Annotated in this window: 19 protein-coding genes and 4 pseudogenes; 14 read left to right on the top strand and 9 right to left on the bottom strand. The window is 66.1% G+C overall.

All coding sequences use genetic code 11. From position 1 onward, the window contains the following. The first annotated feature begins 1 nt into the window (after window position 1). Window positions 2-922 carry an RluA family pseudouridine synthase gene (locus tag ACQ86A_RS13235; RefSeq protein ID WP_431277471.1) on the top strand — a complete coding sequence of 307 codons (921 nt, stop codon included), beginning with the start codon at window positions 2-4 and terminating at the stop codon, window positions 920-922. Window positions 923-1,024: 102 nt separating this feature from the next. Further along, window positions 1,025-4,495 carry a DNA polymerase III subunit alpha gene (dnaE, locus tag ACQ86A_RS13230; protein WP_431280445.1) on the top strand — a complete coding sequence of 1,157 codons (3,471 nt, stop codon included), beginning with the start codon at window positions 1,025-1,027 and terminating at the stop codon, window positions 4,493-4,495. A gap of 26 nt (window positions 4,496-4,521) precedes the next feature. Here the strand turns inward: dnaE and ACQ86A_RS13225 are convergent, their stop codons facing one another. Continuing rightward, window positions 4,522-4,995, bottom strand: a complete 474-nt coding sequence (locus ACQ86A_RS13225) for a flavin reductase family protein (protein WP_431280444.1) — start codon at window positions 4,993-4,995, stop codon at window positions 4,522-4,524. A 137-nt stretch (window positions 4,996-5,132) separates the two neighbouring features. On the opposite strand from ACQ86A_RS13225, the pseudogene hisD reads away from it, so the two are divergent. The 3 genes and pseudogenes from hisD (at window position 5,133) to ACQ86A_RS13210 (ending at window position 8,044) form a co-directional block, all read left to right on the top strand. Further along, window positions 5,133-6,439: pseudogene (gene hisD, locus ACQ86A_RS13220) on the top strand (histidinol dehydrogenase). 53 nt (window positions 6,440-6,492) lie between these two features. Continuing rightward, window positions 6,493-6,960 (top strand): transcriptional regulator NrdR, encoded by a 468-nt coding sequence (gene nrdR / locus ACQ86A_RS13215; RefSeq protein WP_431277470.1) that lies wholly within the window; start codon window positions 6,493-6,495, stop codon window positions 6,958-6,960. A 59-nt stretch (window positions 6,961-7,019) separates the two neighbouring features. Beyond that, window positions 7,020-8,044 (top strand): annotated as a pseudogene (locus ACQ86A_RS13210) (quinone-dependent dihydroorotate dehydrogenase). Between the two features lie 40 nt (window positions 8,045-8,084). Here the strand turns inward: ACQ86A_RS13210 and ACQ86A_RS13205 are convergent. After that, window positions 8,085-9,020 (bottom strand): RNase H family protein, encoded by a 936-nt coding sequence (locus ACQ86A_RS13205; protein WP_431277469.1) that lies wholly within the window; start codon window positions 9,018-9,020, stop codon window positions 8,085-8,087. Window positions 9,021-9,022: 2 nt separating this feature from the next. Next, window positions 9,023-9,472, bottom strand: coding sequence for a DUF3043 domain-containing protein (locus tag ACQ86A_RS13200; RefSeq protein ID WP_431277468.1), 450 nt, complete (start codon window positions 9,470-9,472; stop codon window positions 9,023-9,025). A 190-nt stretch (window positions 9,473-9,662) separates the two neighbouring features. Here ACQ86A_RS13200 and ACQ86A_RS13195 point away from each other — a divergent pair, with 190 nt between their 5' ends. The 5 genes from ACQ86A_RS13195 (at window position 9,663) to ACQ86A_RS13175 (ending at window position 14,758) form a co-directional block, all read left to right on the top strand. Further along, window positions 9,663-11,099, top strand: coding sequence for a dipeptidase (locus tag ACQ86A_RS13195; RefSeq protein WP_431277467.1), 1,437 nt, complete (start codon window positions 9,663-9,665; stop codon window positions 11,097-11,099). Window positions 11,100-11,180: 81 nt separating this feature from the next. After that, a complete protein-coding gene (gene erpA, locus ACQ86A_RS13190; protein WP_431277466.1) occupies window positions 11,181-11,537 on the top strand; it encodes an iron-sulfur cluster insertion protein ErpA in 357 nt (118 codons plus the stop codon). 144 nt (window positions 11,538-11,681) lie between these two features. Then, window positions 11,682-12,569, top strand: coding sequence for an aa3-type cytochrome oxidase subunit II (gene ctaC, locus ACQ86A_RS13185; protein WP_431277465.1), 888 nt, complete (start codon window positions 11,682-11,684; stop codon window positions 12,567-12,569). Between the two features lie 11 nt (window positions 12,570-12,580). Then, window positions 12,581-14,332, top strand: coding sequence for an aa3-type cytochrome oxidase subunit I (gene ctaD, locus ACQ86A_RS13180; RefSeq protein WP_431277464.1), 1,752 nt, complete (start codon window positions 12,581-12,583; stop codon window positions 14,330-14,332). Window positions 14,333-14,335: 3 nt separating this feature from the next. Further along, window positions 14,336-14,758, top strand: a complete 423-nt coding sequence (locus tag ACQ86A_RS13175; protein ID WP_431277463.1) for a cytochrome c oxidase subunit 4 — start codon at window positions 14,336-14,338, stop codon at window positions 14,756-14,758. A 73-nt stretch (window positions 14,759-14,831) separates the two neighbouring features. On the opposite strand, the gene ACQ86A_RS13170 is transcribed toward ACQ86A_RS13175, so the two are convergent. The 6 genes and pseudogenes from ACQ86A_RS13170 to ctaE form a co-directional block, all read right to left on the bottom strand. Further along, a complete protein-coding gene (locus tag ACQ86A_RS13170; RefSeq protein WP_431280513.1) occupies window positions 14,832-15,116 on the bottom strand; it encodes a hypothetical protein in 285 nt (94 codons plus the stop codon). Window positions 15,117-15,552: 436 nt separating this feature from the next. Continuing rightward, window positions 15,553-15,636 (bottom strand): annotated as a pseudogene (locus ACQ86A_RS13165) (hypothetical protein); the annotation flags it as partial. 92 nt (window positions 15,637-15,728) lie between these two features. After that, window positions 15,729-17,348 (bottom strand): cytochrome bc1 complex cytochrome b subunit, encoded by a 1,620-nt coding sequence (gene qcrB / locus ACQ86A_RS13160; RefSeq protein ID WP_431277462.1) that lies wholly within the window; start codon window positions 17,346-17,348, stop codon window positions 15,729-15,731. Beyond that, window positions 17,345-18,418 carry a cytochrome bc1 complex Rieske iron-sulfur subunit gene (gene qcrA, locus ACQ86A_RS13155; RefSeq protein WP_431277461.1) on the bottom strand — a complete coding sequence of 358 codons (1,074 nt, stop codon included), beginning with the start codon at window positions 18,416-18,418 and terminating at the stop codon, window positions 17,345-17,347. The genes qcrB and qcrA overlap by 4 nt, the downstream gene beginning before the upstream one ends. Window positions 18,419-18,456: 38 nt before the next feature. After that, a pseudogene (qcrC, locus tag ACQ86A_RS13150) lies at window positions 18,457-19,276 on the bottom strand (cytochrome bc1 complex diheme cytochrome c subunit). Between the two features lie 24 nt (window positions 19,277-19,300). Further along, window positions 19,301-19,969, bottom strand: coding sequence for an aa3-type cytochrome oxidase subunit III (ctaE, locus tag ACQ86A_RS13145; protein ID WP_431277460.1), 669 nt, complete (start codon window positions 19,967-19,969; stop codon window positions 19,301-19,303). A 102-nt stretch (window positions 19,970-20,071) separates the two neighbouring features. Between ctaE and trpD the strand changes: the two genes are divergently transcribed. The 4 genes from trpD to dhaM are packed head-to-tail and all read left to right on the top strand — an operon-like array spanning window position 20,072 to window position 23,534. Beyond that, a complete protein-coding gene (trpD, locus tag ACQ86A_RS13140) occupies window positions 20,072-21,121 on the top strand; it encodes an anthranilate phosphoribosyltransferase (protein ID WP_431277459.1) in 1,050 nt (349 codons plus the stop codon). Between the two features lie 23 nt (window positions 21,122-21,144). Beyond that, the gene (dhaK, locus tag ACQ86A_RS13135; RefSeq protein ID WP_431277458.1) at window positions 21,145-22,146 is read left to right on the top strand and encodes a dihydroxyacetone kinase subunit DhaK; all 1,002 of its coding nucleotides are present in this window, start codon (window positions 21,145-21,147) and stop codon (window positions 22,144-22,146) included. 31 nt (window positions 22,147-22,177) lie between these two features. Then, entirely contained in the window at window positions 22,178-22,819 is a 642-nt protein-coding gene (gene dhaL / locus ACQ86A_RS13130; protein WP_431277457.1) for a dihydroxyacetone kinase subunit DhaL, read from the top strand. After that, entirely contained in the window at window positions 22,812-23,534 is a 723-nt protein-coding gene (gene dhaM / locus ACQ86A_RS13125; protein WP_431277456.1) for a dihydroxyacetone kinase phosphoryl donor subunit DhaM, read from the top strand. Before dhaL ends, dhaM begins: the two co-directional genes overlap by 8 nt. The last annotated feature ends 18 nt before the right edge of the window (window positions 23,535-23,552 follow it).

Below are 23,552 nucleotides of genomic sequence, written 5' to 3'. Positions count from 1 at the left end.
CATGGAGTCACGCAGCTTTCCCATTCCGGACGGCCTCGAGGGCTCACGTGTCGACGCCGGTCTCGCGAAGCTGCTCGGCTTCTCCCGCAGTTTCGCGGCGGAGATCGCGGAGGCCGGCGGTGTGAGCGTCGACGGCCGCCCCGTCGACAAGTCCGACCGTCTGAGCGCGGGCGGCTGGCTCGAGGTGAGCTGGCAGCCTAAAGAAGAGGTCAGGATCGTCCCGTTGGCGGTCCCCGAGCTCACGATCGTTCACGACGACGACGACATCGTCGTGATCGACAAGCCGGTCGGCGTCGCCGCGCATCCGTCGGTCGGGTGGACGGGCCCCACCGTTCTCGGAGCTCTCGCTGCGGCGGGGTTCCGGATCTCGACCTCGGGTGCCGCAGAACGCGCCGGCATCGTGCATCGTCTGGATGCTGGCACGAGCGGCCTGATGGTGGTGGCCAAGTCGGAGCACGCGTACACCGTGCTCAAGAGAGCGTTTCACGATCGCACGGTGGAGAAGATCTACCACGCGGTCGTGCAGGGCCATCCGGACCCGTTGGTCGGCACGATCGACGCTCCGATCGGCCGCCACCCGCGGAGCGACTGGAAGTTCGCGGTCATCGCCGACGGCAAACCCTCGGTCACGCACTACGAGACCATCGAAGCGTTCCCCTCCGCGAGCCTGCTCGAGATCCATCTGGAGACCGGCCGCACGCATCAGATCCGGGTGCACATGGCCGCCCAGAGGCACCCTTGCGTCGGCGACTCGATGTACGGTGCCGACCCGACGCTGTCTGCCAAACTCGGGCTGACCAGGCAGTGGCTGCACGCCGTTCAACTCGGCTTCGCGCATCCCGCGACCGGCGACCAGGTGACGTTCACGACGGGGTACCCCGACGACCTGCAACACGCTCTGGATGTGCTTCGAGCGTCGTAGGTCGGACGTAGTCTTTAACCCTCATCCAGCCTCAAGACGGAGATCCCTTTGTCCTCAAGCGGCGACTCGTTCGTTCACCTCCACGTCCACAGCGAGTACTCGATGCTGGACGGTGCCGCGCGCATCAAACCGCTCGTCGATGCCGCTGTTGAACAGGGAATGCCGGCCGTCGCGGTCACCGACCACGGCAACATGTTCGGCGCCTTCGACTTCTGGCGAACGGCGACGGATGCGGGCATCAAGCCGATCATCGGCACCGAGGCCTACCTGACCCCGCGTACGCACCGCACCGATCGCACCCGCGTCCGCTGGGGCGATGGCGGCGGCGACGATGTGTCGGGTTCCGGCGCCTACACGCACATGACGATGTTCGCGGCGACGACCGAGGGCATGCACAACCTCTTCCGTATGTCGTCTCTCGCATCCACCGAGGGCTATTACTTCAAGCCGCGCATGGATCGCGAGCTGCTCAACACCTATTCGTCAGGGCTTATCGCGACCACCGGATGCCCGTCGGGCGAGGTGCAGACGCGCTTGCGGCTCGGTCAGTACGACGAGGCCAAGAAGGCGGCCGCCGAGTTCCGGGACATCTTCGGCAAAGAGAACTTCTACGCCGAGATCATGGACCACGGCCTCGGCATCGAGCGTCGCATCATGGGCGACCTCATCCGTCTGGCCAAGGAGCTCGAACTTCCGCTCGTCGCCACCAACGACCTGCACTACACGCACGCTCAGGATGCGGCCAGTCACGCGGCGCTGCTCTGCGTGCAGTCAGGTTCGACGCTCGACGACCCCAACCGGTTCAAGTTCGATGCCGACGAGTTCTACCTCAAGTCGGCGCAGCAGATGCGTCAGCTGTTCCGCGATCATCCTGAAGCCTGCGACAACACGCTCGCCATCGCGGAACGCTGCGACGTCAAGTTCGACACCTCGGCCAACTACATGCCGCGCTTCCCGGTTCCGGAAGAAGAGACCGAGCAGAGCTGGTTCATCAAAGAGGTCGAGGCGGGGCTCGCGGAGCGATACCCCGAGGGCGTCACCGAAGAGGTGCGCAAGCGGGCCGACTACGAGATCGGCGTCATCTCGCAGATGGGGTTCCCGGGATACTTCCTGGTCGTCGCCGACTTCATCAACTGGTCGAAGCGCAACGGCATCCGGGTCGGCCCGGGTCGTGGATCCGGCGCCGGATCGATGGCGGCTTACGCGATGAAGATCACCGACCTCGACCCGCTGCAGCACGGACTGATCTTCGAGCGATTCCTCAACCCCGACCGGGTCTCGATGCCCGACTTCGACGTCGACTTCGACGACCGTCGTCGTGGCGAGGTCATCCGCTACGTGACCGACAAGTACGGCGAGGAGCGCGTCGCGCAGATCGTCACATACGGCACCATCAAGGCCAAACAGGCACTCAAAGACTCCTCGCGTGTACTCGGTTTCCCGTTCGGGATGGGCGACAAGCTCACGAAGGCGATGCCGCCGCCCGTGATGGGCAAGGACATCCCGCTCACCGGGATCTTCGACAAGAACCACCCGCGATACAAAGAGGCCGTCGACATCCGTGCCGTCGTCGAGACCGATCCCGAGGCGAAGACGGTCTTCGACACGGCGCTCGGCCTCGAGAACCTCAAGCGCCAGTGGGGTGTGCACGCCGCCGGAGTGATCATGTCTTCCGACCCGCTGATCGACATCATCCCGATCATGAAGCGGGAGCAGGACGGGCAGATCGTCACCCAGTTCGACTACCCGGCCTGCGAATCCCTCGGGCTGATCAAGATGGACTTCCTGGGGTTGCGCAACCTCACGATCATCAACGACGCGCTCGACAACATCGAGGCCAACCGTGGCGAGAAGCTGGTACTCGAAGACCTCGCGCTCGACGATCGAGGCGCATACGAGCTCCTGTCCCGCGGAGACACGCTCGGGGTGTTCCAGCTCGACGGCGGCCCGATGCGCTCGCTGCTACGGCTGATGAAGCCTGACAACTTCGAAGACATCTCGGCGCTCATCGCCCTGTACCGACCGGGTCCGATGGGCGCGAACTCCCACACGAACTACGCGCTCCGTAAGAACGGGCTGCAAGAGATCACGCCCATCCACCCGGAGCTCGCCGAACCGCTTGCCGAGATCCTCTCCACCAGCTACGGCCTGATCATCTATCAGGAGCAGGTCATGGCCATCGCCCAGAAGGTCGCCGGATTCTCGCTCGGCCAAGCGGACATCCTCCGTCGTGCCATGGGAAAGAAGAAGAAGTCCGAACTGGACAAGCAGTTCGAGGGCTTCTCCGGCGGCATGCAGGCCAACGGATACTCGATGGAGGCGGTCAACAAGCTCTGGGAGATCCTGCTGCCCTTCTCCGACTACGCCTTCAACAAGGCCCACTCGGCTGCCTACGGCGTGATCTCCTATTGGACCGCATACCTCAAGGCGCACTATCCCGCCGAGTACATGGCTGGTCTGCTGACGAGCGTCGGCGACTCGAAGGACAAGATGGCGCTGTACCTCAACGAGTGCCGCCGCATGGGCATCAAGGTGCTTCCGCCCGACGTGAACGAGTCGATCGGATACTTCGCGGCCGTCGGCACCGACATCCGCTTCGGTCTCGGCGCGGTGCGCAACGTCGGCTCGAACGTCGTCGACGGCATCCGTCTGGCGCGCGAGGAGAAGGGCCGCTTCGAGTCGTTCCACGACTTCCTGAACAAGGTGCCCATCCACGCCGCCAACAAGCGGACCGTCGAATCGATGATCAAGGCGGGCGCGTTCGACTCGCTCGGCTCGACCAGGCGCTCGCTCGTCGAGGTGCACGAAGATGCGGTCGAGTCGGCCGTCAAGATCAAGCGCAACGAGGCAAACGGCGACGTCGGCTTCGACTTCGACAGTCTCTGGGGCGATGACGAGCCGAACGCTTCGCAGCACCACATCCCGGACCGCCCCGAGTGGGCGAAGCGCGACAAGCTCGCCTTCGAGCGGGAGATGCTCGGACTCTACGTCTCCGACCACCCTCTCGCCGGCCTCGAGTTGCAATTGGCGAAGCTTGCGAGTACGTCCATTGCCGACCTCGTCGGCTCCGACTCGATCCAAGACGGTGAGACCGTCACGATCGCCGGTCTCGTCACCGGCGTGCAGCACCGCGTCGCGAAAGCGTCCGGCAACCAGTACGGCATGATCACCGTCGAGGACTTCGGCGGCGAGATGACGGTGATGTTCATGGGCAAGGCGTATCAGGAGTACGCACCCAGCCTGCAAGGCGACTCGATCGTGGTGGTGCGAGGCAGGGTGAGCATGCGCGACGACGGGATGAACCTGCACGCGTTCAGCGTGATGTCTCCGGATCTGGGTCAGTCGATCGGAACGGGACCGCTGTTGATCACGATGCCCGACCAACGGGCGACGACGGATACGGTCACCTCCCTCAGCGAGGTGCTCGCGCGGCATCCCGGCGACAACGAGGTGCGCCTGCGCCTGGTGAAGGGTCAGGTCGCCCGAGTGTTCGAGGTGCCCAAGCCCGTCACCATCAGCGCCGACCTCTTCGGCGAGCTGAAGGGGCTGCTCGGTCCCAACTGCCTCGTCTGATCCGACCCGCGTCGGGCTGACTCGCGCTAAGCGGTCTCGCCGGGCGTGAGATAGCGACGTTCGTGGTACAGCAGGGCCTCGTCGTCGTCGCCGACCTCGCCGTCCTCGATCTGCACGACGACGACCGCGTTGTTGTGCACGAAGACGCGCTCGACGATGCGCCCGACCATCCAGCTGGTCACGCCTTTGATCACCGGCAGGTCGTGCGGTCCCCGGTACCAGTGGTCGCCGTCGAAACGCACGGCGTTGTCGCCGGCGAGCTTCTCAGCCACGTCGCGGTTTCGCACGCCGAGCATGTGAATGACCACACGGTCCGTCTCCGCGATCGCCGGCCAGCTCGATGCCGAGCGTGCGATGTTGAACGTCGCAAGGGGCGGCACGGCGGACAGCGATGCGAGCGAGGTCGCGGTGAATCCCACCGGCGTACCCTCGGGCGTCACGGCGGTGATGATCGCGACGCCCGCTGCATGGCGCCGAAAGGACTGACGGAACGCCGCCAGATCCGGCGTGACATCGGGTTCGACGCGATCGCTCGGGCGCGCATCGCGCGGAGACTGGGGGAGGAGTGCTGCTCATACGTTCGCATCAACCAAGGACGGGCTCCTGCATATTCCTGAGCGGATAGGCTGGACGGGCCATGATTCAGACCATCGATCTCCGCGGAATCCAGCCTACCCGCGCCGCCTTCGCCCGACTCGTGCCTCGACCTGTCGTCGACATCGACGCGGCTGTCGTCGTCGCCTCGCAGCTCATCGCCGACGTCAAAGAGCGTGGCGCCGCCGCGCTGGCCGAGCAGGCCGAACGATTCGACGGTGGGGCGCCTGCTTCGGTGCGCGTTCCGCAGGCTGATATCGATGCAGCGGTCGCGAATCTTCCGACCGGGGTTCGGGATGCGCTCGAAGCGGCCATCGACCGTGTGCGTCAGGCCACGGCGGCGCAGGTTCCGCCGGTCGTCGAGACCGAGATCGGACCGGGCGCCACGATCGTGCAGCGCTGGCAGCCGGTCGAGCGTGCAGGACTCTATGTTCCGGGCGGCAAGGCCGTCTACCCCTCGAGTGTCGTGATGAACGCGGTACCCGCACAGGTGGCCGGGGTAGCATCCGTCGCCCTGGCCAGCCCGCCCCAACGCGAGTTCGGGGGAGCGGTGCACCCGACGATCCTCGGCGCGGCCGGCCTCCTCGGCATCGACGAGGTCTACGCCATCGGCGGCGCCGGAGCCATCGGCGCGCTCGCCTGGGGGTCGAGGAGATCGGGCTGGCCCCGGTTCAGGTCATCACCGGCCCGGGAAACATTTACGTCGCCGCGGCCAAGCGGGTCGTCCGTGGCCAGGCGGGGATCGACTCCGAGGCTGGCACGACGGAGATCTTGGTGATCGCGGATGCGACCGCCGACGCTCGCTACGTCGCCGCCGATCTCGTGAGCCAGGCCGAGCACGACGAGGCTGCCGCCTCTCTGCTCGTCACAGACAGCCCAGAGTTTGCCGACCGCGTCGCAGCCGAACTGGAAGCGCTCGCCGGTACCACCAAACACGCAGAGCGCGTGCGCACAGCGCTCGCGGGTCAGCAGTCGGCGATCGTGCTCGTCGACGACCTCGCCGCGGCGGCTGTTTTCAGCAATGCCTATGGTCCCGAGCACCTGGAGATCCAGACAGCCGACCCTGACGCCGTGCTCGCGACCATCGAGAACGCCGGGGCGATCTTCCTGGGGGCGCACGCCCCGGTGAGCCTCGGCGACTACCTCGCTGGGTCGAATCACGTGCTGCCGACCGGCGGCCAGGCACGATTCTCGTCCGGACTCGGTGCGTACTCGTTCCTGCGCCCGCAGCAGGTGATCCGGTACGACCGTGCCGCTCTCGGCGAGGCGGCCGCGCGCATCGTCGCACTGTCGACCGCCGAGGATCTGCCGGCCCACGGTGAGGCCGTCACCGTGCGCTTTCCCAGCTAGCGCATCCCGCCTCCCCCGGATGGGGCGCGCAGAACGGATAGAATCGGAGCACCATGTTCTGCCCCTTCTGCCGCCACCCCGACTCCCGTGTCATCGACTCGCGTACGAGCGATGACGGCCTCTCGATCCGCCGCCGTCGGCAGTGCCCCGAGTGCGGTCGCCGCTTCAGCACCACCGAGACGGCGAGCCTCAGCGTGATCAAGCGCAGCGGCGTCGCAGAGCCGTTCAGTCGCGAGAAGATCGTGGCAGGTGTGCGCAAGGCCTGCCAGGGACGACCGGTGACCGACTCCGATCTCGCCGTGCTGGCGCAGAAGGTGGAGGAGACCATCCGTTCGACCGGTGCATCGCAGATCGAGGCGAACGACATCGGCCTGGCCATCCTGCCCCCGCTGCGCGACCTCGATGAGGTGGCGTATCTGCGATTCGCGAGCGTTTACCAGGCTTTCGACTCCCTCGAAGACTTTGACGAGGCGATCACGCAGCTGCGCGGTGCACACCACGACGAACCCGTCGAAGCCTAGGCGTAGCACGACCCTTCGATACGGAGCGGGCTCCCTCTTGCCGGTACTCTTTTACCGGCATGTATCGCACACTCTTCTCCCTCGTCCTGTCGAAGCTCGATCCTGAGCGCGCGCACCACCTGGCCTTCCTGGTCATCAAGGCGCTGCCCATCCTCGGATTTGGGCGACTGGTTCGGCGCTTCACCCGCCCGGATCCTTCGCTCGCGGTGCGGGCGCTCGGACTGACGTTCGACTCACCGTTCGGTGTTGCCGCCGGGTTCGACAAAGACGGCGAGGGCGTGATCGGTCTCGGTCAGCTCGGTTTCGGGCACGTCGAGGTGGGCACTCTGACCGCGAAGGCGCAGCCCGGCAACGAGAAGCCGCGACTGTTCCGTCTCATCCCCGACCGAGCCGTCATCAACCGGATGGGGTTCAACAACCACGGCGCCGCCGCAGCAGCCGAACGCCTCGCCCGGGTTGCCGCCAAGCGGAACCGGCCTGTGCTCGGCGTGAACATCGGCAAGAGCCGGGTCGTCGCCGTCGAGGATGCGACCGCCGACTACCTCGAGAGCGCCCGCACACTCGCCCCCTCGCCGACTATCTCGTGGTCAACGTCAGCTCGCCGAATACGCCGGGGCTGCGCGGCCTTCAGGAACTCGAACTGCTGGCGCCGCTGCTGAGCGCTGTGAAAGAGGTAGCGGGATCCGTGCCGCTCCTCGTGAAAATCGCTCCCGACCTCACTGACGACCAGGTTCAGAAGATCGCCGAACTGGTCGTCACGCTGGGCCTGGCGGGCATCATCGCCACCAACACGACGATCTCCCGCGACGGACTGCGCACCGACCCCGCGATCGTGGAGAGGGCTGGTGCCGGCGGCCTCTCAGGGGCCCCGCTTGCCGAGCGTTCGCTCGAGGTTCTGCGACTCATCCGCGCTCATGTTCCTGCCGACCTCTGCGTGATCTCCGTCGGCGGCGTCGAGACGGCCGCCGATGTGCAGCGGCGACTGGATGCCGGCGCGACCCTCGTGCAGGGATACACGGCGTTCCTCTACCTCGGCCCGTTCTGGGCGCGTCAGATCAACCGCGGTCTCGTTCGCACCCACTAGTCGTCGCGCCAACTGGCCCCGCGACGATTAGTCGGCCGCTCTACGCTTCGGGCGTCCCCTGGTGGAACCGGAGCCGCCACCGTCCGTTGACACGCAGCCACAGCGAGCTGCGCAGGCTGCTGCCGCGCGCATCCGTCGTGCGGGAGGTGAGCAGGATGGTCTCGGAGGTGAGCCGCTCGGTGCCGAGCACGTCGAGGTCGACGGCGGCCGAGTCCTCGGTCGCGAGGGCCTGAACGATGTCGTCCCGTCCCCAGAGCCGACCGGACCGCCCGATCTCCTCGAATTCGGGGTGCAGGATCGCTGCGACGCGCGACGAGTCGGCACGAACCGCGGGCTCCAGGAGCTCCCGTTCGAGTCGTTCGACGACCTCGGTGTCCGATTCTTCGACGACCACATCTTCGCCGAACAGATCGAGCTCGACCGAGGATGCCGCCGAGGCTGACTGTGCTGCGGTCTCAGGTGCCGCGGCCTCGATCGCCTCGATGACCTCGCCGTTCGCATCCGCGCGCACCACACCCGGCCAGCCCGGACCGATCGGGATGGCGTCACCGTTCTGATAGGCGGTTGCAACGGCTCGAGCGCGGACATCAGCCGCTTCGTTGAGCTCGTGGCCGGCATGGCCCTTCACCCACTCGAAGGTGTATGAGCGGCCCTGGGTCGCGCGATCGAGGCGCTCGAGCAGCTCGCGGTTGAGCACCGGAGCGCCGTCCGCCTTGCGCCAACCCTTGCGCTTCCAGCCGGGCATCCACTTGGTCACGGCGTTGATCACATACTGGCTGTCGCACAGGATGCGCAGATCTTCGTCGAGGTGGGCCGTCGAGTCGAGCAGGTCGATGACCGCCATCAACTCGCCCTGGTTGTTCGTTCCGTGCGGCCAGCCGCCGGCGGCCCAGCGGTCGTCATCGACGTACCAGGCCCAGCCCGCCGGGCCGGGATTGCCGAGAGCAGAGCCGTCGGCAGCAGCGACGATCGTCACGGTCAGCTGGGGTACTGGCCGCGCTTGACCTGCGGCTTGGGCAGGCGGATGACGCGCAGCTGCAGAGCGCGCATCGCTGCGTACCAGCGGACGCCCTTCTCGACCTTCGAGACGCCGAACTTCTCGCCGAGCTTGCGGCGCACCAGGAACCCGAGGATGAAGCAGTCGATGACGGCGATCGCGAAGAACGCCCAGAGGGCGAGGAGACCGTAGACCTGGAAGTACCCGGGCAGGAAGGAGAGCACGATCACGAGCAGCATGACCGGGATGAGGAACTCGCCGATGTTGAAGCGCGCGTCCACGTAATCGCGAACGTAGCGTCGCTGCGGACCGCGGTCGCGCACCGTGAGGTACTTGTCGTCGCCGGCGGCCATGCCGACTCGCGCGCGCTCACGCGCTTCCTGCGTCTTGGTGCGGGCTGCACGTGCGGCCTCTTTGCGGTCCGTCGGCACGAGGGGCGCTTGCGCGCGGCCTCCTGCTCACGACGCGTGGGAGTCGGGGCGCCCTTGCCCTGCTGCCGCAGTCGCTCTGCTGTCTCGTCTGCGGTCTCGACGATCGGCTCGGCGGCCGATGTCTCGTGGGTGTTGTCTCGTTTTGCCAACGTTAAGCCTTCGATTGTGGGGTCTGCTTAAGATTACCGTCATGACCAACCCTCAGCAGACCCCGCCCACCGAACCCACAGCCGCCGATTCCGCCGCCGAGGACGCGGTGCGGCGCAGCGTCGAGGCAGGGATGCCGTCGACGATCGCCGACCTCGGCACGCTCGTGCGCATCCCTTCGGTCTCCTGGGCGGCTTTCGACCAGGCGAACGTCGCCGCGAGCGCCGCTGCGGTGGCCGCTCACCTGGAGGCCACCGGAGTGTTCGACAGTGTGACCGTCAAGCAGGCGCCCATCGGCGACACCGGTGAACTGGGCCAGCCGGCCGTTCTCGCGACGCGCAAGGCGAAGAACGGGCGCCCGACCGTGCTCCTCTACGCGCACCACGACGTGCAGCCCGAGGGCGACGAGGCCGACTGGGAGACGCCGCCGTTCGAGCCGACCGTTCGCGGCGACCGTCTTTATGGGCGCGGCGCAGCCGACGACAAGGCGGGCGTGATGGTGCACGTGGCGAGCGTCCGGGCGCTCGTCGACGCGCTGGGCACCGACTTCGATCTGGGTCTGGCCGTGTTCATCGAGGGCGAGGAGGAGTTCGGCTCCCGCTCGTTCGCATCTTTCCTCGAGCAGAACAAGGACGCCCTCGAGGCCGACGCGATCATCGTCGCCGATTCCGACAACGTCGACATCGACACCCCCGCTCTCACCGTGTCGTTGCGCGGCAACGTCACTTTCCGCCTGACCGTGTCGACACTGGCTCACGCCTCGCACTCGGGCATGTTCGGCGGGGCGGTTCCGGATGCGATGCTCGCGCTGGTCAAACTCCTCGCCACCCTGCACGACGAGAACGGCTCCGTCGCCGTCGAGGGCCTCACCTCGCTCGCTGACGCACCGGAGCCGCCCGCATTCTCCGAGAGCGAGCTCCGTGCGGATGCCGCACTGCTCGACGGTGTCTCGCCGATCGGGACCGGCCCCATCCTGTCGCGGATGTGGTTCCAGCCCACGATCACGATCACCGGCATCGACGCCCCGAGCGTCGCGAACGCATCCAACACTCTGCTTCCCAGTGTCGCGGTGCGCATCAGCGCCCGGGTTGCGCCGGGGCAGGCGGCGACGGACGCCTATGCGGCACTCGAACGGCACCTCACCGCCAACGCGCCGTTCGGTGCGCATATCCAGATCGACGACGTCGACACCGGTGACCCGTTCCTCGTCGACACGAGCGGCTGGGCGGCCACCGAGGCGAAGCGAGCCATGACGGATGCGTGGGGCAAGAGCGCGGTCGAGACCGGCGTCGGGGGTTCGATCCCGTTCATCGCTGACCTCGTGCGCGAGTTCCCGGATGCGCAGATCCTGGTGACCGGGGTCGAGGACCCGAACACTCGCGCACACAGCCCCAACGAGTCGCTGCACCTCGGAGTCTTCAAGCGCGCGATCCTGTCGGAGGCGCTCCTGCTCGCCCGCCTGAACCGCCGTTCGGAATGATCTCAACGACTTCGGAGTTTTGCGACGTAGAATCGACGCAGATTTCTTGATCGTCCCAACCGCATCCGTGTGAGGAGTGCCATGACCGACACAACACTGACCGCAACGAAGGCGCACGGCGTCGGCCTGTCCGAAGCCGCCGCAGGCAAGGTCAAGAGCCTGCTGGAGCAGGAAGGCCGCGACGACCTGCGTCTGCGCGTCGCCGTGCAGCCCGGCGGCTGCTCGGGTCTGATCTACCAGCTCTACTTCGACGAGCGGATGCTCGACGGAGACGCCACGGTTGACTTCGACGGCGTCGAGGTCATCGTCGACAAGATGAGCGTGCCGTACCTCGACGGTGCCAGCATCGACTTCGAGGACACGATCCAGAAGCAGGGTTTCACGATCGACAACCCCAACGCTTCGGGCAGCTGCGCCTGTGGGGATTCGTTCCACTAGGGCTTTCTATAGCATAAAAATCAGTCAGGGTCGCCCTTCGGGGCGGCCCTTTCTGGTTCATTCCGGCGCGTGTCACGGAGTAGGGTGGTAACGGTCAAATACAGTTGAATGTGAACTGTCCATGAGTCTCTCGAAAGGTCACCGGTGCGTCACAATCGCCGTCTCCGATGGGCTGCTATCCCGATCGCAGCGACACTTGCACTCGTCCTCGCGGGGTGCACACAGGCCCAGCTGAACGGGTTCCTGCCCGGGTTCGTCGAGGGTGAAGAGCCTGTCACGAACCACACGGAGCGGGTCAGCGGTCTCTGGGTCACCAGCTGGATCGTGCTGCTCGTCGTCGGTGTCATCGTGTGGGGCCTCATCATCTGGGCGGTCATCGTCTACCGTCGCCGCAAGGGCCAGACCGGCCTCCCGGTGCAGATGCGCTACAACATGCCGATCGAGATCTTCTACACGATCGTGCCCCTCATCCTCGTGCTCGGCTTCTTCGCCTTCACGGCCCGTGACCAGAACGCCATCGAGAAGCCGTACGCCAACCCCGATCTGACGATCCAGGTGTACGCCAAGCAGTGGGCGTGGGACTTCAACTACGTCGACGACAACGTCTACGACCCGGGCATCCAGGTTCAGCCCGACGACAACAGTGCCACCCAGGGTGCGGTGCAAGAGGGAGAGATCCCCACCCTGTACCTGCCCGAGAACAAGACCATCACGATCGAGCTGAACTCTCGCGATGTCATCCACTCGTTCTGGGTGCCGGCGACGCTGTACAAGAAAGACATCATCCCCGGCCAGACCAACAAGATGTACTTCTCGACGACGGGCCGCACCGGCACCTTCGTCGGCAAGTGCGCCGAGCTCTGCGGCGAGTACCACTCGGCGATGCTCTTCAACCTGAAGATCGTGTCGCAGTCGGAGTACGACGCTCACATCCAGAGCCTGCGAGACAAGGGATTCGAGGGTCAGCTCGGTTCCGAGTACGACCGCAACACCAACCTGCCCGGAACGGGCGCTCCCAAGGGTAACGAGTAGGGCATCGAGCAATGACGACAACAGCACCCGCCCCCGCGACGACCACCGCCCCCGCGCCGAAGCCGAATCCGCTCCTGGGCGCGAACAAGGTGGAGCGCAAGGGCAACATCCTCGTGAGCTACATCACGTCGACCGACCACAAGACCATCGGGTACCTCTACCTGGTCACGTCGTTCATCTACTTCCTCATCGGCGGCGTGATGGCGCTCATCATCCGCGCCCAGCTCTTCGAGCCGGGACTGCAGGTGGTGCAGACCAAGGAGCAGTACAACCAGCTCTTCACGATGCACGGCACGATCATGCTGCTGATGTTCGCGACGCCGCTGTTCGCGGGGTTCGTGAACGTGATCATGCCTCTGCAGATCGGTGCTCCGGATGTGGCGTTCCCGCGTCTGAACGCCCTGGCCTACTGGTTCTACTCGTTCGGTAGCCTCATCGCCGTCGCCGGCTTCCTCACCCCGCAGGGTGCAGCCTCGTTCGGCTGGTTCGCCTATGCGCCACTGTCGAGTACGACCTTCTCACCAGGCGTGGGAGGCAACTTGTGGGTGGTCGGCCTGGGGCTCTCCGGCTTCGGAACGATCCTCGGCGCGGTGAACTTCATCACCACGATCATCACGATGCGCGCGCCCGGCATGACCATGTTCCGGATGCCGATCTTCACCTGGAACGCGCTCGTTACCTCGATCCTCGTCCTGATGGCCTTCCCGGTGCTCGCCGCCGCGCTGTTCGCCCTCGCGGCCGACCGCGTGTTCGACGCCCACATCTACGACGCGGCCAACGGCGGAGCCCTGCTCTGGCAACACCTGTTCTGGTTCTTCGGCCATCCGGAGGTCTACATCATCGCGTTGCCGTTCTTCGGCATCGTGTCGGAGATCTTCCCGGTGTTCAGCCGTAAACCGATCTTCGGGTACAAGACCCTCATCTACGCGACGATCGCGATCGCAGCCCTGTCCGTCACGGTGTGGGCGCACCACATGTACGTGACCGGATCGGTGCTCCTGCCCTGGTTCTCGCTGATGACGATGCTCATCGCCGTTCCGACCGGCGTGAAGATCTTCAACTGGGTCGGCACGATGTGGCGCGGGTCGTTGACGTTCGAGTCGCCCATGCTCTGGTCGATCGGCTTCCTCATCACGTTCACCTTCGGTGGCCTCACCGGCGTGATCCTCGCCTCGCCGCCGCTCGACTTCCACGTGTCCGACACGTACTTCGTCGTCGCCCACTTCCACTACGTCGTGTTCGGCACCGTGGTGTTCGCCATGTTCGCCGGCTTCTACTTCTGGTGGCCCAAGTGGACGGGCAAGATGCTCAACGACCGTCTGGGCAAGTGGCACTTCTGGCTGCTGTTCATCGGCTTCCACACGACGTTCCTCGTGCAGCACTGGCTGGGCGTCGTCGGCATGCCGCGACGGTACGCGACCTACCTGCCCACGGACGGCTTCACCTGGATGAACCAGCTCTCGTCGATCGGTGCGGGAATCCTCGCCGTCTCGATGATTCCGTTCCTCGTGAACGTGTACCTGACGGCGCGCAACGCTCCGAAGGTCACGGTCAACGACCCCTGGGGCTACGGCCGTTCGCTCGAATGGGCGACCAGCTGCCCGCCGCCGCGCCACAACTTCACGTCGATCCCGCGCATCCGGAGCGAGTCTCCTGCCTTCGACCTGAACCACCCGGAGGCCGGCATCCCCATCGGCATCGGTCCGGCAAAGGATGCGCCCGACGCTCCGACTGTCGACCTCGACGACAACAAGGTGAAGTAACCCATGAGAGCTAACGCGATTCTCTTCTGGATCCTCGGGATCTTCTTCCTCCTGTCGGCGATCGTGTACACAGGCTGGAGCCTGCTCGACCCGATGCACATGAAGGTCGAGTGGGTCGGAACCGTTGCGCTCGTGCTGAGCGCGATCCTGGCCTTCTTCATCGCCTTCTACGTCGGCCGTTCGCACGCCTCCCAGGGCGGGGAGCTCCCGGAGGACCGCCTCGACGCCAACGTCGACGACGGCGACCCCGAGCTCGGTCACTTCAGCCCGTGGAGCTGGTGGCCCGTATCCCTCGCGGCTGGTGCCGCGCTGGTGATGCTCGGTCTCGCGGTGGGCTTCTGGATCTGCTTCATCGGCGTGGCCTTCGTGCTGGTCTGCCTCGTCGGCTGGGTCTACGAGTACTACCGCGGATACTTCGCCCGCTAGGCGAACGCGCAGGATTCGAGCGCCGCATTCCCTCGGGGATGCGGCGCTTCTGCGTTAAGCGCAGCCGGACGTCTCAGAGGCGCCGGAAGTGGAGGACGTCGACGGCGAGGGTCGCTCGGTCCGGTGGTGTGTTCGGAGCTTCGGTTGCCTCGCGTGCATGGTGCGCTGACGGGCCCATCGCGACCAGGGCGCCGGCCGCTTCGTCCGTGAGGGATATCGTCTCGCGCACGGTCAAATGCTCCACGAGCGTGAAGTAGGGAGCCGCTGCGTCGACGATGGCGGTGGCCTTGTCGGCGGGGACGTCGAGCATTCGCCCGTCTGCGCGCAGCTCGGCGAGGTGCTCGGGTAGCGGAGCCACCACGAGGAGGCTCCCAGACGGCTTCAGGATGCGCTGGAACTCCGGCAGGTTCCGTGGGGCGAAGACGTCGAGGACGACGTCGCAGGCGGCGTCTCGGACGGGCAGGGGCGCCAGGTGTCCGCGACGAGTCCATCGATCGCAGGGGACGATCGGGCGGCGCGGGCGACAGCGTCGGGGAGAGGTCCATCGCCAGGCCGCGCGCATCCTGATTCGCATCGAGGACGGTGCGCAGGTAGTAGCCGGTCCCGACGCCGGCGTCCAGGATGCGGCCGCCCCTGGCGAGCTGTGCGAGTGCCGTCGCGATGGGGGAGTAGAGCCCGCTCTCGAGAACGGTCTCACGCGCGTCGAGCATTGCGGGGCTGTCGCCGATCAGCTTGGTGCCCCCGGTGACGAGATTGACGTACCCGCGCTTGTTCACGTCGAAGCGATGTCCCGATGCACAGCCGAGCACGAGACGTTCGACGGGCTCCAGAGGCTCAGCGCAGACGGGACAGCGGAGCCAGGGGGCAAGGGTTTCCATGGTCATTGCGCGAGCTCCTTCTCAACGAGAAAGCGCCGGCGCACATGACGTGCGACCGGCGCTCTCGCGACGTGCTGGGTGAATCGGTCCGATCAGTGGTGGCCGTGGCCCGACTCGAGCTCGCCCTTGGTCGGGGGCAGGATGCGGTCCTCGAAGAACCAGCGCGAGATGCCCGCGCGCATCCTGTTACCGGCGGTGATCTTGCCCTTGCTGTTCGGGCGGATCATCAGCGGCTGGTAGGACTCGAAGCTGATCAGGCGCCAGCGCTCGTACTCGTCGAGCGGCTCGTGAACCTCGATGAACTCGCCACCGGGGAGCTTCACGATGCGGCCGGACTCGTAGCCGTGCAGCGCGATACTGCGATCCTTCTTCTGCAGAGCGATGCACACGCGCTTCGTGATGAAGTACGCGATGAACGGTCCGAGGATGAGCATCGCCTGGATGGCGTGGATCACGCCCTCCATCGTCAGCATGAAGTGCGTCGCGATGATGTCCGAGCTGGCCGCAGCCCACAGGGCCGCGTAGAACGTGACACCGGCTGCGCCGATCGCCGTGCGGGTGGCTGCGTTGCGCGGGCGGTCCAGGATGTGGTGCTCACGCTTGTCGCCGGTCACCCAGGCCTCGATGAACGGGTAGATCATCACCGTGACGATGAACAGCCCGAGCACCACGACCGGAGCGATGATGTTGAACGACCACGTTCGGTCGAGCCAGACGAACTCCCAGCCGGGCGGAACGAGACGCAGAGCTCCGTCGGCGAATCCGATGTACCAGTCGGGCTGCGTACCCGCCGACACCGGTGAGGGGTCGTACGGTCCGTAGTTCCAGATCGGGTTGATGGTGAAGAACGTCGCCATGAGCGCGATGACACCGAACACGATGAAGAAGAAGCCACCGGCTTTCGCGGCGTACACCGGGAGCACCGGGTAACCGACGACGTTGCCCTGCGTGCGGCCCGCGGCGGCGTACTGCGTGTGCTTGTGGATGACGACGAACGCCAGGTGCAGCGCGATGAAGGCGACGACGAATGCGGGCAGCAACAGGATGTGCAGCGTGTACAACCTGCCGACGATCGCTGTACCGGGGAACTCGCCACCGAAGAGGAGGAACGAGGTCCAGGTGCCGACCACGGGGAGACCCTTGATCAGACCGTCGATGATGCGGAGGCCGTTGCCCGACAGCAGGTCGTCGGGGAGCGAGTATCCGGTGAAACCCTCGGCCATCGCCAGGATGAACAGCACGAAGCCGATGATCCAGTTGAGCTCGCGCGGCTTGCGGAACGCACCGGTGAAGAAGATGCGCAGCATGTGCAGGCCGATGGCAGCGACGAAGAGGAGAGCCGCCCAGTGGTGGATCTGCCGCATGAGCAGACCGCCACGGATCTCGAACGAGAGGTTGAGCGTGCTCGACATGGCCGCCGACATCTCGACGCCCTTCAGGGGCACGTATGAGCCGTGGTACACGACCGGAGCCATCGATGCCTGGAAGAAGAACGTCAGGAACGTGCCGGAGAGCAGGATCACGATGAAGCTGTAGAGAGCGACCTCGCCGAGCAGGAACGACCAGTGGTCGGGGAAGATCTTGCGACCGAACTCCTTGACGGCGCCCGAGATGCTGGTGCGGTCTTCGAGGTAGTTCGCGGCGGCAGCCGTGAACCCGCTCTTCTTGACCTCAGTTGAAGCCGCGGGAGGCGCGGCGGTTGTGGTACTCAATGACGCTCCCAGAAGCTCGGGCCGACAGGCTCGGTGAAGTCGCTGCGCGCGACCAGGTAGCCATCGGCGTCAACGGTGATCGGCAGCTGCGGCAGAGGACGCTTGGCCGGTCCGAAGATGACCTCGGCCTCGTGCGTGATGTCGAACTGCGACTGGTGGCACGGGCACAGAAGGTGGTGGGTCTGCTGCTCGTAGAGTGCCACCGGGCATCCCACGTGCGTGCAGATCTTGGAGTAGGCGACGATACCGTCGTACGCCCAGCTCTCGCGGCCCTTGCGGGGGTGCAGGTCTTCGGGCTTCAGGCGCATGAGCAGCACAGCTGCCTTGGCCTTCTGCTCGAGACGGTCCTCTTTTTCATTGAGGCCCTCGGGGATGACGTGGAACGCCGAGCCGAGAGTCACATCCGAGGCCTTGATGGGGGTGCCCGAGGGGTCACGGGTGAGGCGGATCCCCTTGGCCCACATGGTGTTGGCGAGCAGCTCCACCGGGTCTTCGTTCATCGGAGCGAGACCACGGAAGAGCACGACGGCCGGAAGCGGGAACGCGATGAGCGCACCGATGAGGCTGTTGCGCACGAGGCTGCGACGGCTGAAACCGGACTCCTCGTCGGCCTGGCGGAAGATCTCGGCAGCGCGCTCGGTGGTCCGCTCATTGCCGCGCACCGGGTGGCGGAGGTCGACGCCTTCCTTCTCGTGCATGAGAGCCTTGCCCCAGTGCACGGCGCCGATGCCGATGGCGAGAAGCGCGAGAGAGATGCCGATGCCGATGAACAGGTTGTTCAGGCGGACCGAACCCGGGTCGCTGTCGTCGATGGGGAACGCCAGGTAGGCCGCGACGGCCCAGACGCTGCCGAGGATCGACAGGTAGAAGAGCGTGTAGACCGTTCGCTCGGCCCGACGCTCCTTCTTCGGATCGAGGTCGGTGACCCGGGGGCGGTGAGGCGGGAATCCGGGGTTCTCGACCTGGTCGCGGATGATCACCGCCGTTCCAGGATCGCCTGTCCGGTGGACGTCGACGGCTGACGAGCTGGCAGGGGTCAGCTCGTGACCGCTGTTATCGTCCTGTGCCATTGTTCTCCTTCGTGCGCTGTGTCATGTCTCGAGTACCCCTAGTTCGACTTCGCCGTGATCCACACGGTCAGCGCGACGATGGCACCGAGACCGAAGATCCACAGGAACAGTCCCTCGGCCACCGGGCCGAGCGAGACCGAGCTCGAACCCACCCGGAGACGGGTTGTTCTGGATGTACTTGAGGTACGTGATGATGTCGGCCTTGCCCTGCTGGCTGATGTTCAGGTCGTTGAACACCGGCATGTTCTGCGGGCCGGTGACCATGGCCTCGTAGATGTGCGCAGCGGTGACGCCGGTGAGCGGCGGAGCGTACTTGCCCTCGGTGAGCGCACCACCGGCGCCGGCGACGTTGTGGCACATCGCGCAGTTGACGCGGAAGAGCTCAGCACCGGCCGCGGCGTCTCCGTCGCCGTTCAGCCACTTCTGCTCGGGGATGGAGGGGCCGGGGGCGAGAGAGGCGACGTACGCCGAGAGCGCCTTCACCTGCTCGTCGGTGAACTGGACCGGCTTCTGCTCGGCCTGCGGGCCCTGCATGGCCATCGGCATGCGTCCGGTGCCCACCTGGAAGTCGACCGCCGCTGCGCCGACGCCGATGAGGCTCGGGCCGTTGGTGGTTCCCTGGGCGTCGAGCCCGTGGCAGGTGGCGCAGTTCGACTGGAAGAGCTTCTCGCCCTCCTTGATCGACTCCTGCGACGCGGCGGCGGGCTGCGTCTCGGCGGAGGCGGTGGTGGTGTTGAACGCCGCGTAGGCGCCGCCGGTGAGGCCGAGGCCGATCGCGATCAGGGCGACAGTGGCGAGGGGGTGACGCCGCCCGCCCTTTCGGGCGGTCTTCGTCTTGGTGCGGGTATTCGCGCGCATGGTTTAGAGGTCTGCTCCTGATTCCTATTTGAGAACGTAGATGACCAGGAAGAGCCCGATCCAGACGACGTCGACGAAGTGCCAGTAGTAGGAGACGACGATCGCGCTCGTCGCCTCCTTGTGTCCGAAGGTCTTGACGGCGAACGCGCGGCCGATGACGAGGATGAAGGCGATGAGACCGCCGGTGACGTGCAGACCGTGGAAACCGGTGGTCAGGTAGAAGGCCGAGCCGTAGGCGTTCGAGCTGAGCGAGATGCCCTCGGAGACGAGCGTGGCGTACTCGAGGATCTGACCGGCGACGAACACGGCTCCGAGCGCGTAGGTGAGCGTGAACCACTCGACCATGCCCCACTTGGCCGGGCTCCAGCCCGTGGCCCGCGGCTGCAGGCGCTCCGCAGCGAACACGCCGAACTGGCAGGTGAACGAACTCGACACCAGGATGATCGTGTTCGTCAGCGAGTACGGGACGTTCAGGTGCGCGGTCTCGGCGGCCCACAGATCGGGCGACGTCGAGCGCAGGGTGAAGTAGATCGCGAACAGGCCCGCGAAGAACATGACCTCACTGCCCAACCAGACAATGGTGCCGACTGCCACGACATTGGGCCGGTTGATGGAGGGCGCACTCGCCGTAGGAGATATTGAGGTGCTCGTCACTCCTCCATTATGGCTGAAAATAAGCCGTGGTTTTCTCATCTGACAGCCTCGAATGGCCAACTTTTCGTATAAGGCTCGCCTAAGTTCGGTGGTTTCCGGGTGACTGGTCACACGGAGGCCGCCTCTCAGTAGGATCGCTGTATGTCGGAAATGCGGTCCTGGTCGTCGATTCTCACCTCTTTGCTCGAACGGGAGGACCTCAGCGTCGCCGACGCGGCCTGGGCGATGGACCAGATCATGAGCGGTGAGGCCACGGAGGCCCAGCTCGCCGCGTTCCTCATCGCCCTGCGCGCCAAGGGCGAGACCGTCGACGAGATCGTCGGGTTCCGCGACGCCATCTTGGATCACGCCGTGCCCCTTCCCGTCGACCCGATGGCTCTGGACATCGTCGGCACCGGGGGAGACCGGTTCGGCACCGTCAACATCTCGACGACCGCTGCGATCGTCGCGGCGGCGACCGGAGTGCCGGTGATCAAGCACGGCAATCGGGCGGCCAGTTCGTCATCCGGATCGTCGGATGTGCTGGCCGCGCTGGGAATCGATCTCACCCTCCCGCCCGAGAAGGTCGCCGATGTCCTGGCGAAGTCGGGCATCACTTTCGCCTTCGCTTCTGCCTTCCACCCGGGGTTCGGCAATGCCGGCCCCGTGCGCGCTCAGCTCGGCGTGCCGACCGTCTTCAACTATCTCGGTCCGCTCTGCAACCCGGCGCGTCCCGAGGCCTCCGCGGTCGGTGTGGCGACGCTTGATCGGGTTCCGCTGTTCGTCGGCGTGTTCCAGACCCGCGGGGCGACAGCACTCGTGTTCCGTGGCGACGACGGGCTCGACGAGCTCTCGACCACGGGACACAGCCATGTGTGGGAGGTCTCGCGAGGCCTCGTCACCGAGCACGACATCGATCCGCGCGATCTGGGCATCCCTCGCGCCAAGATGGACGATCTGCTCGGAAGGGACGCCGCGTACAACGCGAGCGTCGTACGTGCCGTGCTTGCGGGCGAAGAGGGCCCCGTGCGCGACATCGTGTTGCTCAACGCGGCGGCCGGACTCGTGGCATACGAGCTCGCGTCCGACCCGTCGAGGGTTCAGGAAGCCATCCTGGATCGGTTCCGTTCGACAATGGCGGTCGCCGCCGAAGCGATCGACTCCGGGGCTGCGGCCGCGAAGCTCGACGAGTGGGTGACGGCAACGCACTGACAGCAGTGAAAGGAAGGGTTTCGATGAAGAAGCTCATCAACGGCGTACCCGACGTCGTGAGCGAATCCCTCGATGGATTCGCCAGAGCTCATGGCGACATCATCAAGGTGTCGCACGATCCTGATTTCGTGTACAGGGCCGACGGCCCGGTTCAGGGCAAGGTCGGTCTGGTCAGCGGAGGCGGCAGCGGTCACGAACCGTTGCACGCGGGCTTCGTCGGCAAGGGGATGCTCGACGCGGCTGTGCCGGGTCCCGTGTTCACGTCGCCGACACCCATGCCGATCGTCGAGGCGACGAAGGCCGCCGACGGAGGCGCAGGTGTCCTGCACATCGTGAAGAACTACACCGGAGACGTCCTGAACTTCGAGACGGCGGCCGACCTGGTCGGGGCCGAGGGCATCACGGTCAAGGCTGTCATCACGAACGACGACGTCGCCGTGCAGGATTCGCTCTACACAGCCGGGCGCCGCGGCGTGGCCGGTACCGTCCTGGTGGAGAAGATCGCCGGCGCGGCGGCCGATCGCGGAGACGATCTCGACGCGGTGACAGCCATCGCCGAGAAGGTCAACGCGAACGTCCGCTCGATCGGCGTGGCCCTCACCGCGGGAACGGTCCCGCATGCCGGAGAGCCGGGATTCGATCTGCCGGATGACGAGGTCGAGTTCGGTGTCGGCATCCACGGCGAGCCGGGGCGCGAGCGCATCAAGCTCGAGCCCGCCGACAAGCTGACGGACCGGATGATGGCGGCCATCCTGGAGGACCTGCCGTTCTCGTCGGGCGACACCGTGCTGCTGTTCGTCAACGGCATGGGAGGCACGCCGCTCTCGGAGCTCTACATCGTGTTCCGACGGGCAGCCGAGATCCTCGACGAGAAGGGCATCACGCTCGGTCGGTCGCTGGTGGGCAGCCTGGTCACGTCTCTGGAGATGCAGGGCGCATCCATCTCGGTGCTCAAGCTGGACGACGAACTGACGGCTCTGTGGGATGCGCCGGTGAACACCGCCGCGCTCCGCTGGGGCGTCTGACAAACCCGAAGAAGACAACGGAGGACTGCGGATGACGCTGGACACGGACTGGGTCAAGGCCTGGATGACGGCGGCTGCTGCCGTGATCGACGAGCACAAGCACGAGCTCAACACGCTCGACCGGGAGATCGGCGACGGCGACCACGGCGAGAACATGGATCGCGGGATGCGGGCGGTTGTCGATGCGCTCGGCAAACTGCCGGATGGCAGCACGCCGAACGCGGCGCTGCGCTCGATCGCGATGACGTTGATCTCGACGGTGGGCGGCGCATCCGGTCCGCTGTACGGCACTGCGTTCCTCAAGGCGGCCGATCCCATCGGCGACGCCGCCGAGCTCGACGCGCCGACGGTCGTCGCCGTGCTCGCTGCCGCGCGGGACGGAATCGTCTCGCGCGGCAAGGCGGAGGCGGGCGACAAGACGATGATCGACGCCTGGACTCCCGCGGTCGCAGCCGCCGCTTCGGCTCAGGAGGAGGGCGCGACGGCGGCCGACATCCTGCGCGAGGCGGCGGACGCGGCGGAGGCCGGTGCAGTGGCCACCGAGCCGCTCGTCGCCCGAAAGGGCCGTGCGAGCTACCTCGGCGAGCGGAGCGCGGGTCACCGCGATCCGGGTGCCCAGTCGACGGCGCTCATCCTGCGCGCCGCGGCGGAGACGGCAGCCGCCGATGACTGAGCGGGTCGGCATCGTCTTCGTCTCCCACAGCAGTCAGATCGCGGAGGGTCTCGTCGCCCTCGCCGGCCAGATGGCCGAGGCGGTGCCGCTTGTCGCGGCCGGCGGCACCGACGACGACGGGATCGGGACGAGCTTTCTCAAGGTGACCGATGCGATCGCGCAGGCGCAGAAGGGGGCCGGGGTCGTCGTCATCAGCGACCTCGGCTCCGCCCTCCTGATCGCGGAGACCGTGCACGACACGCTTCCGGATGATGACCGCGAGCGCGTGGTCGTCGTCGACGTGCCTTTCATCGAAGGAGGCGTGGCGGCAGCGGTGGCTGCTGAGGGAGGCGCAGACCTCCGCGCGGTCGTCGAGGCGGCGGAGAGTGCTCGGTCTGCCTGGGCTGACTCCCCGGGCGCCGACGCGACACGTGCGGACGAAACCGGAGATGACGCATCCGGAAACTCGGCTGCGCCCGCGCGGTATGTGCGCGAGGTCACCCTGAAGAACCGTGATGGCCTGCACGCTCGACCGGCGGCGGAGTTCGTGAAACTTGCGAACACGTTCCCGGTCAAGGTGACCGTGAACGGCAAGGACGCGAAGAGTCTGCTCGGCATCATGTCGCTCGGCCTGACCGTGGGCAAGACCGCGGAGATCGCCTCGGAGGATGCGGACGGCACGTCCGCAGTCGATGCTCTCGCCGACCTGGTCGAGACGGGATTCGGGGAGGCCTGATCCAAGAGGGATGACGTC

It is taken from the genome of Leifsonia poae (assembly GCF_050632195.1).
Lineage (GTDB): Bacteria > Actinomycetota > Actinomycetes > Actinomycetales > Microbacteriaceae > Leifsonia > Leifsonia poae_C.
This window is presented reverse-complemented; position numbering and strand designations above follow the sequence as displayed.